This window comes from Pseudomonas sp. NFX183, assembly GCF_047943075.1.
In the GTDB taxonomy this organism is placed as follows: domain Bacteria; phylum Pseudomonadota; class Gammaproteobacteria; order Pseudomonadales; family Pseudomonadaceae; genus Aquipseudomonas.
Map to the genome: position 1 here is coordinate 1,365,219 of NZ_CP181333.1, position 13,224 is coordinate 1,378,442.

Annotated in this window: 15 protein-coding genes; 9 read left to right on the forward strand and 6 right to left on the reverse strand. The window is 61.5% G+C overall.

Features of this window, described 5'->3' with window-relative positions:
* The first annotated feature begins 55 nt into the window (after positions 1 to 55).
* Positions 56 to 715, forward strand: a complete 660-nt coding sequence (locus tag ACM530_RS06520; protein WP_416364461.1) for a TetR/AcrR family transcriptional regulator — start codon at positions 56 to 58, stop codon at positions 713 to 715.
* 12 nt (positions 716 to 727) lie between these two features.
* Positions 728 to 1,309, forward strand: a complete 582-nt coding sequence (locus ACM530_RS06525) for an IMPACT family protein (protein WP_416364462.1) — start codon at positions 728 to 730, stop codon at positions 1,307 to 1,309.
* Between the two features lie 66 nt (positions 1,310 to 1,375).
* On the opposite strand, the gene ACM530_RS06530 is transcribed toward ACM530_RS06525, so the two are convergent.
* Positions 1,376 to 1,792, reverse strand: coding sequence for a hypothetical protein (locus tag ACM530_RS06530; RefSeq protein WP_262208897.1), 417 nt, complete (start codon positions 1,790 to 1,792; stop codon positions 1,376 to 1,378).
* An 82-nt stretch (positions 1,793 to 1,874) separates the two neighbouring features.
* Between ACM530_RS06530 and ACM530_RS06535 the strand changes: the two genes are divergently transcribed.
* From ACM530_RS06535 to ACM530_RS06545, 3 genes are all read left to right on the forward strand, one after another.
* Positions 1,875 to 2,225: a MerR family transcriptional regulator gene (locus tag ACM530_RS06535; protein ID WP_106577748.1), complete on the forward strand. Its 351-nt coding sequence runs from the start codon at positions 1,875 to 1,877 to the stop codon at positions 2,223 to 2,225.
* 25 nt (positions 2,226 to 2,250) lie between these two features.
* Entirely contained in the window at positions 2,251 to 2,937 is a 687-nt protein-coding gene (locus ACM530_RS06540) for an SDR family oxidoreductase (RefSeq protein WP_416364463.1), read from the forward strand.
* Between the two features lie 280 nt (positions 2,938 to 3,217).
* Complete coding sequence (locus tag ACM530_RS06545; protein WP_145160377.1) at positions 3,218 to 4,576, forward strand: 8-oxoguanine deaminase; 1,359 nt, start codon at positions 3,218 to 3,220, stop codon at positions 4,574 to 4,576.
* Positions 4,577 to 4,631: 55 nt separating this feature from the next.
* On the opposite strand, the gene ACM530_RS06550 is transcribed toward ACM530_RS06545, so the two are convergent.
* On the reverse strand, positions 4,632 to 5,723 hold the full coding sequence (locus ACM530_RS06550) for a calcium:proton antiporter (RefSeq protein WP_145160376.1): 1,092 nt from the start codon (positions 5,721 to 5,723) through the stop codon (positions 4,632 to 4,634).
* A 194-nt stretch (positions 5,724 to 5,917) separates the two neighbouring features.
* On the opposite strand from ACM530_RS06550, the gene ACM530_RS06555 reads away from it, so the two are divergent.
* A complete protein-coding gene (locus ACM530_RS06555; RefSeq protein WP_119737737.1) occupies positions 5,918 to 6,871 on the forward strand; it encodes an adenosine deaminase in 954 nt (317 codons plus the stop codon).
* 138 nt (positions 6,872 to 7,009) lie between these two features.
* Here the strand turns inward: ACM530_RS06555 and ACM530_RS06560 are convergent, their stop codons facing one another.
* From ACM530_RS06560 to ACM530_RS06570, 3 genes are all read right to left on the reverse strand, one after another.
* Positions 7,010 to 8,380, reverse strand: coding sequence for an MFS transporter (locus ACM530_RS06560; RefSeq protein ID WP_369301496.1), 1,371 nt, complete (start codon positions 8,378 to 8,380; stop codon positions 7,010 to 7,012).
* 57 nt (positions 8,381 to 8,437) lie between these two features.
* Positions 8,438 to 9,172, reverse strand: a complete 735-nt coding sequence (locus ACM530_RS06565) for a winged helix-turn-helix domain-containing protein (protein ID WP_242199119.1) — start codon at positions 9,170 to 9,172, stop codon at positions 8,438 to 8,440.
* A gap of 134 nt (positions 9,173 to 9,306) precedes the next feature.
* Positions 9,307 to 10,236 carry a LysR family transcriptional regulator gene (locus ACM530_RS06570; RefSeq protein WP_262208981.1) on the reverse strand — a complete coding sequence of 310 codons (930 nt, stop codon included), beginning with the start codon at positions 10,234 to 10,236 and terminating at the stop codon, positions 9,307 to 9,309.
* Positions 10,237 to 10,354: 118 nt separating this feature from the next.
* Here ACM530_RS06570 and ACM530_RS06575 point away from each other — a divergent pair, with 118 nt between their 5' ends.
* The 3 genes from ACM530_RS06575 (at position 10,355) to ACM530_RS06585 (ending at position 12,014) form a co-directional block, all read left to right on the forward strand.
* Positions 10,355 to 10,648: a putative quinol monooxygenase gene (locus ACM530_RS06575; protein WP_416364464.1), complete on the forward strand. Its 294-nt coding sequence runs from the start codon at positions 10,355 to 10,357 to the stop codon at positions 10,646 to 10,648.
* Positions 10,649 to 10,673: 25 nt separating this feature from the next.
* A complete protein-coding gene (locus ACM530_RS06580) occupies positions 10,674 to 11,687 on the forward strand; it encodes a zinc-binding alcohol dehydrogenase family protein (protein WP_145160365.1) in 1,014 nt (337 codons plus the stop codon).
* Positions 11,688 to 11,831: 144 nt separating this feature from the next.
* Positions 11,832 to 12,014, forward strand: a complete 183-nt coding sequence (locus tag ACM530_RS06585; protein ID WP_017134711.1) for a hypothetical protein — start codon at positions 11,832 to 11,834, stop codon at positions 12,012 to 12,014.
* Positions 12,015 to 12,022: 8 nt separating this feature from the next.
* On the opposite strand, the gene ACM530_RS06590 is transcribed toward ACM530_RS06585, so the two are convergent.
* Positions 12,023 to 13,216: a multidrug effflux MFS transporter gene (locus ACM530_RS06590; RefSeq protein WP_404486710.1), complete on the reverse strand. Its 1,194-nt coding sequence runs from the start codon at positions 13,214 to 13,216 to the stop codon at positions 12,023 to 12,025.
* Between the last annotated feature and the right edge of the window lie 8 nt (positions 13,217 to 13,224).

The window sequence follows — 13,224 nt, forward strand, 5'->3', positions numbered from 1 at the left end:
TGAGGGTGGGTTATCTGTGCACACGTCGTCTCTATCGATCAGCACGGAAACCTCCATGAGCCTCGAAGTTCCTGCCCACAGCAACCACGCCGGTAAACCCGCCAGCCGCATTCGGCAAAAGAACGAACAAGCGATTCTGCAGGCTGCTGAAGACGAGTTCGCGCGCCATGGCTACAAAGGCACCAGCATGAATACCATTGCCTCGAGTGCCGGGCTGCCCAAGGCCAACCTGCATTACTACTTCACCAACAAGCTCGGCCTGTACATCGCGGTGCTCAGCAATATCCTCGAACTGTGGGACAGCACCTTCAACGCGCTGACCGCCGAGGACGACCCGGCCGTGGCGCTCACCAGCTACATCCGCACCAAGATGGAGTTTTCCCGGCGTCACCCACAGGCCTCGCGGATCTTCGCCATGGAAATCATCAGTGGCGGCGAATGCCTCACCGAATACTTCAGCCAGGATTACCGCGCCTGGTTCAGTGGTCGCGCCGCCGTGTTCCAGGCCTGGATCGACGCCGGCAAGATGGACCCCATCGACCCGGTGCACCTGATCTTCCTGCTGTGGGGCAGCACCCAGCACTACGCCGACTTTGCCACCCAGATCTGCCGCGTCACCGGCCGCACCAAGCTGACCAAACAAGACATGGAAGACGCCGGCAGCAACCTGATCCACATCATTCTCAAAGGCTGTGGCATCCAGCCAGCCCTCTAAACGAAGCGACTTATGCCTTTCACGCTTACCGGCCTTTGCGAATTTCGTGAAGAAATACGCAAAAGCCGCTTTATTACCCTCGCGGCGCCGATCAGCAGCGCGCAAGACGCCCAAGCGTTTTTCGAGCAATACAGCGACCTCAACGCCACGCACAACTGCTGGGCCTGGAAACTCGCCGACCAGTACCGCAGCAACGACGACGGCGAACCCGGCGGTACCGCGGGGCGGCCGATTCTGGCCGCCATCGAGGCCCAAGGCTTTGATCAAGTCGCCGTGCTGGTGATTCGCTGGTACGGCGGCATCCAACTGGGCACCGGTGGCCTCGCCCGTGCCTACGGCGGCGGCGCGAACAAATGCCTGCAAAATGCCGAGCGCATCGAGCTGATCAGCCGCGTGCCACTGAGCTGCGCCTGCGGCTTTTCCGAGCTGAACCTGGTGAAACTGCGGGTCGCCGAACTGGGCGGGCTGGTGCTGGAGGAAACCTTCACCGCCAATGGCGTGGAGCTGCAGCTGGCACTGGGCGAGGCGGCTATCGACACGCTGCAAACCCAACTTGCCGACCTGAGCCGTGGGCGCATCCTGCTGGCGCGCTGAAACTGCCCACATCTACTGTGCACCTGCCTGTGGATAACCTGCGCACATCCGCCTGTAACCCTTCTGTCATAAGGGCTTACGGGCGCCGGTCATTTTTTGATCAGTCTCCACGGGGACCATCTGCGCGATGCCCCACGCCCCCTCAAACAGCAAAGTGACCCACAGCACCGCCGTCGCGCCCTGCATCAGCGCATAGAGCTGCCAGGTCGCGAACAGCGCGCGGCCGGCCGCGTCATAGAGGCCAAACTGGCGCTGCGGGTCGCGAATTCGCAGCACCGCCCATACGCACACAATCGAGCCGAGCAAATTGGCCATCAGCACATGCGCCGGTGCAAAAGCCGGCAGCGTCCCCGGCAGGTTCAAACCCTGCAGCACGCTGTGCACAAACACAAAGCTCCACGGGGTGACAAACGCCGCGGTCACGATCAAGTCATACCAGGCGCTGGCGCGCACCAGTGTTCGGTATTGGGCAGCGGTCCACATATCGGCAAGCTCCTTGAATTAAGAAGCCAGCAGGCTAAAGCCTGGAGTATGCTCCAGGGTCAAGCCCTTTCGAGCCCGCCCCATGCGTATCGGCGAACTAGCCCAGGCCAGCCAGGTCAGCCGCGACACCCTGCGTTTCTACGAGCAGCGCGGGTTGATCGCAGCACAACGCAGCGCCAACGGTTACCGCGACTACCCGCCGGACATGGTGCAACTGGTGCTCTACATCAAGACCGCGCAACGCCTGGGCTTCAGCCTGGGCGAGATCGGCAGCAGCGTCGCCGCCCTGTGGCAGGCGCCCGACCCCGACAGCGCTGTCACGCAATTGCTGCAAGACAAGCTCAACCTGATCGAAACCCGTATCAGCGAACTAGGCCACCTGCGCCAGGAGTTGCAGCAAAGGCTGGGGCAACGTTGTCCACTGAATCCGTGAACCTCCATTCCAAAGGAAGCCTTTCATGTCTACGCCAAAAACCGCACTGATCATCGGCGCCTCGCGCGGGCTGGGCCTTGGCCTGGTCAAGCAATTGCTTCAGGACGGTTGGGATGTGACCGCCACCGTGCGCGATCCGAACAAGGCCGATGCGCTCAAAGCCGCAGGCCCGGTACACGTCGAAAAGCTGGACATGGATGATCAGCAAGCCGTGATCGCCCTGAGCCAGCGCCTCAAGGACCGCACCTTCGACCTGCTGTTCGTCAACGCCGGCGTCAAAGGCCCCGCCAATCAAGAGCCTGGCCACGCCACCCTGGCGGAAGTCGGCCAGCTGTTCTTCACCAACGCCGTGGCGCCGATCAACCTGGCCCAGCGTTTTGTCGGGCAGATTCGCAAAGACAGCGGCGTGCTGGCCTTCATGAGCTCGGTGCTTGGCAGCGTGACCATTCCCGACGGTGCGGACCTGGCGCTGTACAAGGCCAGCAAGGCTGCACTCAACTCCATGACCAACAGCTTTATCACCCAACTCGGCGACCACAAGCTCACCGTGCTGTCGCTGCACCCGGGCTGGGTGAAGACGGATATGGGCGGTGAAAACGCGCTCATTGATGTCGACACCAGCGTGCGCGGCCTGATCGATCAGGTAAATGCCTACACGGGCAAGGGCGGCCATCACTTCGTGGACTACAAAGGCGACACCATCGCCTGGTAATACCACGGATCAAAATGTGGGAGCGGGCTTGCCCGCGAAGACGTCGGCCCAGCCAACCTTAATGTTGACTGGCACACCGCTATCGCGGGCAAGCCCGCTCCCACAGGGGCCCGCTTCGCTGAACGGCACTGGTGACTCAAGAGCACCTCGCGCCTGCAGCTGGACCGGATCCAGAACTCCACGTAATCTACCGACCTCGCCTCAACCGGCGACCCTGGATCAGCAGACAGGGCAACACTGAGCTGGCAAACCTGAACCCATCATTCAGAGGAGCCGGCCAATGCCTGCGACCCGTATCTGGTTAAAAAACCCCCTCGCGATTTTCACTGCCAATGGCCTCGATGCCCGTGGCGGCCTGGTGCTGCAAGACGGTGTGATCACCGAACTGCTGGGCTGGGGACAAGAGCCTGCGGTGCCCTGCGCACAGGTGTTCGACGCGCGCGAACATGTGATCCTGCCGGGGCTGATCAACACCCACCATCACTTCTATCAGACCCTGACCCGCGCCTGGGCACCGGTGGTCAACCAGCCGTTGTTCCCGTGGCTCAAAACCCTCTACCCAGTGTGGGCCCGGCTGACCCCGGAAAAACTCGCCCTGGCGTCCAAAGTCGCCTTGGCGGAATTGCTGCTCTCGGGCTGCACCACCGCGGCCGATCACCACTACCTGTTCCCTGACGGCCTGGAAAACGCCATCGACGTGCAAGTGCAAAGCGTGCGCGAACTGGGCATGCGCGCCATGCTCACCCGCGGTTCCATGAGCCTGGGCGAAGCCGACGGCGGTCTGCCGCCGCAGCAGACCGTGCAACAAGGCCAAGTGATCCTCGACGACAGCCAACGCCTGATCCGCGAATACCATGAGCGCGGCGACGGCGCACAGATCCAGATTGCCCTGGCGCCCTGCTCGCCGTTTTCGGTCACCCCGCAAATCATGCAAGCCAGCGCCGAACTGGCCAACAGCCTCGACGTGCGCCTGCACACGCACCTGGCGGAAACCCTCGACGAAGAAGACTTCTGCCTGCAGCGCTTCGGCCTGCGTACTGTGGATTATCTCGACAGCGTCGGCTGGCTCGGCCCACGCACCTGGCTGGCCCATGGCATTCACTTCAACCCGGATGAAATCGCACGCCTGGGCGCCGCCGGCACCGGTATTTGCCATTGCCCAAGCTCGAACATGCGCCTGGCCTCCGGCATCTGTCCGACCCTGGACCTGCTCGCCGCCGGTGCGCCGATTGGCCTGGGCGTGGACGGCTCGGCGTCCAACGACGCCTCGAACATGATCCTTGAAGCGCGCCAGGCCCTGTACATCCAGCGCCTGCGTTACGGCGCAGAAAAGATCACCCCAGAAGGCGTGCTGGGCTGGGCGACCAAAGGATCGGCGCAATTACTGGGGCGTACGGATATCGGTGAACTGGCCGTGGGCAAACAGGCTGACCTGGCGCTGTTCAAGCTCGATGAGCTGCGTTTTTCCGGCAGCCACGATCCGATTTCGGCGCTGCTGCTGTGCGGCGCCGACCGGGCGGATCGGGTGATGATCGGGGGCAAATGGCGAGTGATTGACGGGCAGGTTGAAGGGCTGGATCTGAAAGGCTTGATTGCCGATCACAGCCAGGCGGCGCGACAGTTGATCGCCGGAACCTAAGTCAGGCGCAGACCAAAATGCGGGAGGGGGCTTGCCCCCTCCCGCATTGGCTTGGTTACAACCCCAGCAACGACAGCATGATAAACGTCGCAAACAACACAAAATGGGTCATCCCTTCGATGGCATTCGTCTCGCCATCGTTGAGGTTGATCGCACTGACAACCAGCGTGATCAACACCATCACGGTTTGCACCGGCGTCATCGCCATCTGGAACGGCTGGCCGGTGTAGAGCGCCATGGCCTCCATCACCGGCACTGTCAAAATCACCGTCGACAACGACGCACCGAGTGCGATGTTGACCACTGACTGCATGCGGTTGGCCAAAGCTGCGCGCAAGGCCGTCAGAATTTCCGGCGCCGCCGAAATAGCCGCAACCACAATCGCCGTGATCACCGGCGGTGCGCCCGTGCCTTCCAGGCCCAGGTCGAGGGTCTTGGACATCACCTCGGCCAGTGCGCCGATCACAATCACGCCAAACACCAAGGTGCCAATGGAGAAAGCCAAACTGATCGGCGGCTCCTGCTGTTCTTCCGGCTGTTTCTTGCGGCGTTTTTCCGGGTAGCTGTAACTGAAGAAATAACTGTGCGGCCCCACCTGCATGCGCAAAAACAGGGTGTAAAGCAGCACCATCGCACCGATGGTGAACGCCGAGTAAATTTTCCAGTCAGCCTGGGGGATAAATTCCGGCACCACCATCGACACGCCCATGGCCGTGAGGATCATCACGCTGTAGCTGCGTGCCGAGTCATCGTTGTAGGACTGTTCGCCATGTTTGATGCCGCCCATCAGCGCAGCCAGGCCGAGGATGCCGTTGATATCGAGCATCACAGCCGAATAAATCGTGTCGCGCACCAGCGTCGGTGAGGGTTCGTTGCTCATCATGATCGCCAGGATCACCACCTCCACCAACACCGCGGCGAGGGTCAGGATCATGGTGCCGTAAGGGTCACCGACCTTTTCCGCCAGTTGTTCAGCGTGGTGGGCAACGCGCATCGAAGCCACGACAATGAAGACGATCAGCGCCACGCCACTGAGTAACGCCACCATCTGCCCGCTGTGCAGCATCCAGTGCTCCAACGGGTAGGCGACGATGGCGGCAATCAGCGCCAGTAACATGTATTTTTCTTGCTTGAGGGATGTGAGCATTCCGGGCCTTTTCATGCAGCAAATCAGTCATTGATGGGGTACAGACTGCACCACGCCGCTAACGTTTCGTTACACCTTAGTTCACGTGGCCCTTGCGTGAATAAAACCAATACTCTCCTGCTGGTCAGGTTTTGCCGATTATTTCGGCCATGGCCTGTAGAATGCCGCCATTGCACCTGATGAGAATTTAGAAAATGTACGATTGGCTCAACGCCCTGCCCAAGGCTGAATTGCACCTGCACCTGGAAGGCTCGCTGGAGCCTGAGTTGCTGTTCGCACTGGCCGAACGCAATAAGATTGCACTGCCTTGGAACGACGTCGAAACCCTGCGCAAGGCTTACGCCTTCAACAATCTGCAAGAGTTTCTCGACCTGTATTACCAGGGCGCCGATGTGCTGCGCACCTCCCAGGATTTCTACGACCTGACCTGGGCCTACCTGCTGCGCTGCAAAGAACAGAACGTGATCCACACCGAACCCTTCTTCGACCCGCAAACCCACACCGACCGTGGCGTACCGTTCGAAGTCGTGCTCAACGGCATTGCCGCTGCGCTCAAAGATGGCGAGCAGCAACTGGGCATCACCAGCGGTTTGATCCTCAGCTTCCTGCGCCACCTGAGTGAAGCCGAAGCTGAAAAAACCCTCGACCAGGCGCTGCCATTTCGCGACGCATTTGTGGCCGTGGGCCTGGACAGCTCGGAAATGGGCCACCCGCCGAGCAAGTTCCAGCGCGTGTTCGACCGCGCCCGGCACGAAGGCTTCCTCACCGTGGCCCACGCCGGCGAAGAAGGCCCGCCCGAGTACATCTGGGAAGCCATCGACCTGCTGAAAATCCAGCGTATCGACCATGGCGTGCGCGCCATCGAAGACGAACGTTTGATGCAGCGGATCATCGACGAGCAAATCCCGCTGACCGTGTGCCCGCTGTCCAACACCAAGCTGTGCGTGTTCGACGACATGGCCCAGCACAACATCCTCGACATGCTCGAGCGTGGCGTGAAAGTCACAGTGAACTCGGATGACCCGGCGTACTTCGGCGGTTATGTCACCGAGAACTTCCACGCGCTGTATACCTCGCTGGGCATGACCCAGGACCAGGCCAAACGCCTGGCGCAGAACAGCCTGGATGCACGGCTCGTGAAGCCTTAAGCAACAACGGCTGACACGACAAAATCAATGTGGGAGCCGGGCTTGCCCGCGAAGGCGATGTATCAGTCAATACATGTGTCGACTGAAACACCGCTTTCGCGAGCAAGCCCGCTCCCACAGTGGTTTTTGTACTGTTCCTCAGACTTCGGTCAATTCTTCCAGCGTCTTGCCCTTCGTCTCCATCCCAAATACCCACACCACCAGCGCCGCCACGGCAAAACACAGCGCGCCCAAGGCAAACACCCCGCCCTGCCCCGTGATCGGAAACACCAGCCCCGTTACCAAAGGCCCGAGCAACGAGCCGACCCGACCAATCGCCGAGGCAAACCCGGAACCGGTTGCCCGCGCCGAAGTGGGATACAGCTCTGGCGTGTAGGTGTACAGCACCGCCCACATGCCAAACAGGAAGAACTGCATCAACAGACCCGACGTAATCAGCAGCCCCACGTTGCCGCCAAACACTGCGCTTTGCCCATACACAAACGCCATCACGCCACCGCCCAGCAAGGTCACGACGCAGACCGGCTTGCGCCCCCAGCGCTCCACCAGCCAGGCGGCCATCAGAAACCCGGGAATCCCGCCCAGGGAAATAATCACCGTGTAGTACACCGACTGAGTGACCGCAAACCCCGACTGCTGCAACAACGCGCTCAACCAGGAGGTGAGCCCGTAGAAGCCGAGCAACGCAAAGAACCACACGCTCCAGATCATCATCGTGCGTTGCCGATACTGCGGCGACCACAGCTGCTGAAACGCCGAGAAAAACGTCCCCGGCACGCTCTCAACCCGTGGCAGGGCAATGGGCGCCGGCAAGTCGGCGCGCCCCAGCGAATCGCGCACTTTTTGCTCGATACCCTGCAACACCTTATCCGCCGCCGCGTGCCGTCCGGCCTGCTCGAGCCAGCGCGGCGACTCCGGGATAAAAAACCGGATCGCCAACACAAATACCGCCGGCACCGCCAACACCAAAAAGATGTCACGCCAACCAATCACCGGCAGCAAGAAATAAGACAGCACGCCCGCCGCCACAAAACCCAACGGCCAGAAGCCATCCATCAGGGCGATGTAGCGCCCGCGCCCCTTGGCAGGAATCAGCTCAGAAAGCATCGACTGCGCAATCGGGAACTCCATGCCCATGCCGATCCCCAGCAAAATGCGAAACAGCGTCAGCGTCTCCACCGTCTGCGCAGTGGAGCACAGGTAGCTGGCGACGCCCCACAACACGATGCTCCACTGGAACACCGGTTTGCGTCCAAACCGGTCCGCCAACATTCCCGATAAAGATGCGCCGACCACCATGCCGAAAAAACTCGAACTGGCCAGCAACCCGGCCTGGGCCGTACTGAGGCCGAACTCGGTTTTGATCGAACCCAACAGGAAAGTCATCATCGCCAGGTCCATGGAGTCGAAGAAAAACGCCAGCGCGATGATGATAAAGATGATTCGGTGGTAGCCGCTGATGGGCAACCGTTCCAGCCGTTCCGCTGCGCTATAGCCTTGCATGCCCATGCCGCACCCCCTGTATGAAAAATCCCCAACGCGAGTGTGCGGTATCGTTTTGCCTGGTTATTGCTGGATGCGACCTGACTGAAACTCTGAGCGACCATTGCCCTCCTGGGGCGCGGCCAGGCGGTTGATTTCCCCAAGCCCGATGTCGGAGAACTGCAGGGCGTGGGACTCGTTGACCACGCTGACCCAGCCCGATTGCAAAAACAGCTGCAACAGCCCCGCCCCCAATGCGCCCCCCAAGTGCGGTTGCTGCTGACTCCAGTCAAAACAATCGCACGCCAGGGGCGAGGCCAACGCGTGGGTAAAAATGCCCAGGCCTGCCAGGCACTGAGCGCCCTTGACGGTGACCTCGGTACGCTGTTCATGACGGTCGATCCAACCGGCCTGAAACATGCGCTGGTAAAGCCCTGCGCCCAGTTCTCCGCCCAGGTGGCCATGGCATAACCGGGCTCGCCGCAACGCCGCCGGCGCCACCAGCGTCGGCGGCAGACCCTGCGGCGCACTGCGCACGGCGCTGGCCATGGTGGTACTGGCCAACGCGTCGATGGCAACGCTGACGTCGACGGCGGCGACACGAAACACGCGCTTGCCACGCTGGGCTTCAACCCGCAGCAAACCGCTTCCAGTCAGGCGCGACAAATGCGCGATCGCCGAAGCCGACGACAGCCCGGCAAGCCTCGCCAGTTCCTCTGACGATTTCGCCGACCCGTCCATCAAGGCCCAGAGCATGGCGGTGCGCTTGGGCTCGCAGAGCAAGCTGGCGATGTGGCTGATGCAGGGTGCTTCTTCCATGTATTCACTCCTTGTTAAACCATTTGTCTGCTGCGGTTGGAACCAAAGTATAGGGGCGCAAACCGCCCGTTCCGCGGCGTCTGACAGCGCGGATAGGGACAGGATCTGAGTGAAATTTCTTGCTTTGATGGAGGCTATTGCTCGGTGCTCAATCGCTCCGGCCATTGCGCAGTCAATGTCGCACAGCGGGCCACGAGCATTTCCCGCAACAGGTTGATGGGCTTGCTCAATTGCGCACGATGCGCGCACAGCAGGTTGAGCGGCGTGCGCTCACCGCGCAGCTCCGGCAGGATCACGCGCAAACGCCCGGCCAACACGTCGCTGCTCACATCCAGCCACGACTTGTAGGCGATACCGACACCCGCCACCGCCCAGCGCCGCACCACATCGGCGTCATCACTGAAGCGGTCACCGCTCACCGTCAGGCTGACTTCACGCTTGCCGTCGTGAAAACCCCAGTGGTCGTGTACGCGGCTGCCGAGCATGTACAGCAGGCAATTGTGTTGCGCCAATTGCTCCAGATGCCGCGGCTCGCCATGGCGGGCGAGGTAGCTGGGCGCGGCACACAGCACACGCCTGTTGTCCGGGGCGATGGGCAGCGCGATCAGGCTGGAGTCTTCGGGCTCGCCGTAACGCAGGGCGATATCCACCGGCTGGCGGAACAGGTCGGCGATCCGGTCGCCCAACAGCAGGCGCACGGTGAGTTGCGGGTAGTCGCGCTGGAACTCATCGAGCCATGGCAACAGCTGGTTGCGCCCGAAATCCGACGGCGCCGACAGCTGCAGCACGCCGCTGACATGGTCCTGGCCGCTGGCCAACAAGCGCCGCCCTTCGTCCAGCGAACTCAAGGCTGCGCGGGCATATTCCAGAAAGCCTTCACCTTCGGCGGTCAACCGCAGGCTGCGGGTGGAGCGCGCCAGCAACCGCGCGCCCAGTTGCTGTTCGATGCGTTTGAGCGCCGCGCTGGCCACGGCCGGCGACAGATCCATGACCCGCGCGGCAGCCGACAGACTGCCCAGGTCTGCCGCGCGTACAAACAACTGCAAATCATCAAAACGCAGCATGCATTACCGCCAATTATCAAAATTCTATTGAAACAGACTGCTGTTTTAGCGGGTTTTATCTTCACGGGAAATAGCCAATCATCTGCCCATCCCCTTCACCACGTGCCAGGAGTTGAATATGTCCACTGCCTTTAACGTCATCGCCACGCTGATCGCCAAACCCGGCCAACAGGCAACCCTGGAAACCCTGCTGCGCGGCCTGCTGGAACCGACCCGCCTGGAAGCCGGTTGCGAGCAATACGACCAGCACCAGGACCTGCAACATCCCGAGACCTTCTACATGCTCGAACGCTGGAGCGACGACGCAGCACTGGCCGACCACGACCAGAGCGCGCACATCCAGAACTTCCGCGCCAAGGCCGCTGATGTGATCGAACACTTCGAACTCAAGCGCCTGAAATTTATTGCCTGATCACTGCCCTTTTTCCGGAGTCCCCATGAAAGCCATTGCCTACTACGCTGCACTGCCAATCACCGATCCAAACTCCCTGCAAGACATCGAGCTGCCGGAGCCGGTCGCCGGCCCGCGCGACCTGCTGGTGGAAGTCAAAGCCATCTCGGTCAACCCGGTGGACACCAAGGTGCGCCAGAACGTCGCCCCGGAAAACGGTGCCGCCAAGGTGCTGGGCTGGGACGTGGCGGGTGTGGTCAAGGCCGTTGGCAGCGAAGTAACCCTGTTCAAAGCCGGAGACAAAGTGTTCTACGCCGGCTCGCTGGTACGCCCGGGTGGCAACAGCGAACTGCACACCGTGGATGAGCGCATCGTCGGTCATATGCCCAAGAGCCTGGGGTTTGCCGACGCCGCCGCGCTGCCGCTGACCGCCATCACGGCCTGGGAGTTGCTGTTCGAACGCCTGCAAGTGCGTGAAGGCAAGGAAGATGAAGGCCAGAGCCTGCTGATCGTCGGCGCCGCCGGGGGTGTGGGTTCGATTCTGACCCAGTTGGCCAGCCAGCTCACCGCACTGAAAGTCATCGGCACCGCCTCGCGTCCGCAAACCCAGGAATGGGCCAAGGCGCTCGGCGCTGACCTGGTGATCGATCACAGCCAACCGCTGAGCGAAGCGCTGAAAAACGCCGGCCACCCGCAGGTGACCCACGTCGCCAGCCTGACCCAGACCGATCATCACCTCGACCAGTTGGTAGAAGCGCTGGAGCCACAAGGCAAGTTGGCGTTGATCGACGATCCGAAGTCGCTGGATGTGAGCAAGCTCAAGCGCAAGAGCCTGTCGCTGCATTGGGAGTTCATGTACACGCGCTCGATGTTCGAGACGCCAGACATGATCGAACAGCACAACCTGCTCAACCGCGTGGCTGAACTGATCGACGCCGGCACCTTGAAAACCACGGTGGGCGAGCACTTCGGTGTGATCAATGCCCAGAACCTGCGCCGTGCGCACACGCTGCTGGAAAGCGGTAAGGCCAAGGGCAAGATCGTGTTGGAAGGCTTTTAAAACGGTCTGTCAGCGTCGTCCTTTATTCCTGTGAGTAATGGACGACGCCGCTAGTCAGAGAGTTGACCTTTGTCATATTTGTGAGCGCATTCGGGTTTATATTGGCCGCCTTTGCCACGATTCTTTTACGTGAGGAAGTCAGCAATGAAGATCCTGATAAGAGCGTTAGCAAAATCCCCCGGCAACAAATGGCAGGTCAGCCTCGACGGCGACGCGTTCACCTTCCGCAGTGAGGCCGAAGCCCGGGCCTTCGCCGACACCCTGCAAGCGCGCATCCAGGCGCCGCACCGCATTCCCCTCAGCCAGCAACGCTCCGCCGCTGGCTGATCCGCACCTCAGACCTGCGCTTGCACGGCCCTCGCCCGTTGCAGGCGCTGGGTCGACATTGCAATCGTTACGGCCAGTACACCGCACAAGCTGATGACCATCGCCATCGGCATCGCCGTGCCGTCGTGCAGCACGCCGACCAGCGACGCCGCGCCCGCCGCCACACCAAACTGAATGCAGCCCAGCAACGCCGACGCGCTGCCGGCCCGTGCGCCCTGCCCGCTCATGGCGCAGGCCGAGGTGTTGGGCAAAATGCAGCCAAGGCTGGCAATGCAGATAAACAGCGGCACCAGCAACGGCCACAACGCTTCGGTACGCAAGGCGGCAATGCCCAACAGCGACAACGCCGCTGCCACATACACCCACACCGTGCGCGACAACAAAAACGCCGGGCCACGCTTGGCCAGCAACCGCGCATTGAGCTGCGCCACCAGGATAAAGCCGGCCGCGTTGGAGCCGAACAGCCAACCGTAATGCTCGGCAGGCACGCCGTAGAGTTTGATGAATACGAAAGGTGAGCCGGCAATGTAGGCAAACATCCCGGCAATCGAGATGCCGCCGGTCAGGGCGTAGCCCAGGTACACGCGGTCCGACAGCAGCGCGCCATAGCGGCGCAGCGAACCGGACAGCGGCTGGCGCGGCTGGTGGGCCGGGAAGGTTTCCGGCAAACCGACTGCCACGGCGATGGCTGCCATCACGCTGAATATCGACAGCGCCAGGAAAATCGACTGCCAGCCCCACAACCCGACCATCAAGCCACCCGCCAACGGCGCGAGGATCGGTGCCAGGCCGGTGACCAGCATCAGTTGCGAATAAACCTTGGCTGAGCCCACGGCATCACATTTGTCGCTGACCACCGCACGGGAAATCACCATGCCCGCACACCCGCCGAGGGCTTGCACGAAGCGTGCGCCGATCAGCCAGTCCAGGGACGGCGCATACGCGCAGGCAAAGGAGGCGATGGTAAACAGCGTTACGCCACTGAGCAGCGGCACGCGCCGGCCAAAGCGGTCGGCCAGCGGGCCGTAGATCAATTGGCCGATGGCCAGACCGGCGAAATACACCGCCAACGTCAGCTGGATATGTTTTTCGTCGGTGGCGAACGCCGTGGCCATCGCCGGAAAGCCCGGCAAGTAAAAGTCGATCGCCAACGGCGCGAAGGCGCTCAAGGCGCCCAGAATCAGGATTATGCGGAGGTTCATCGGACACC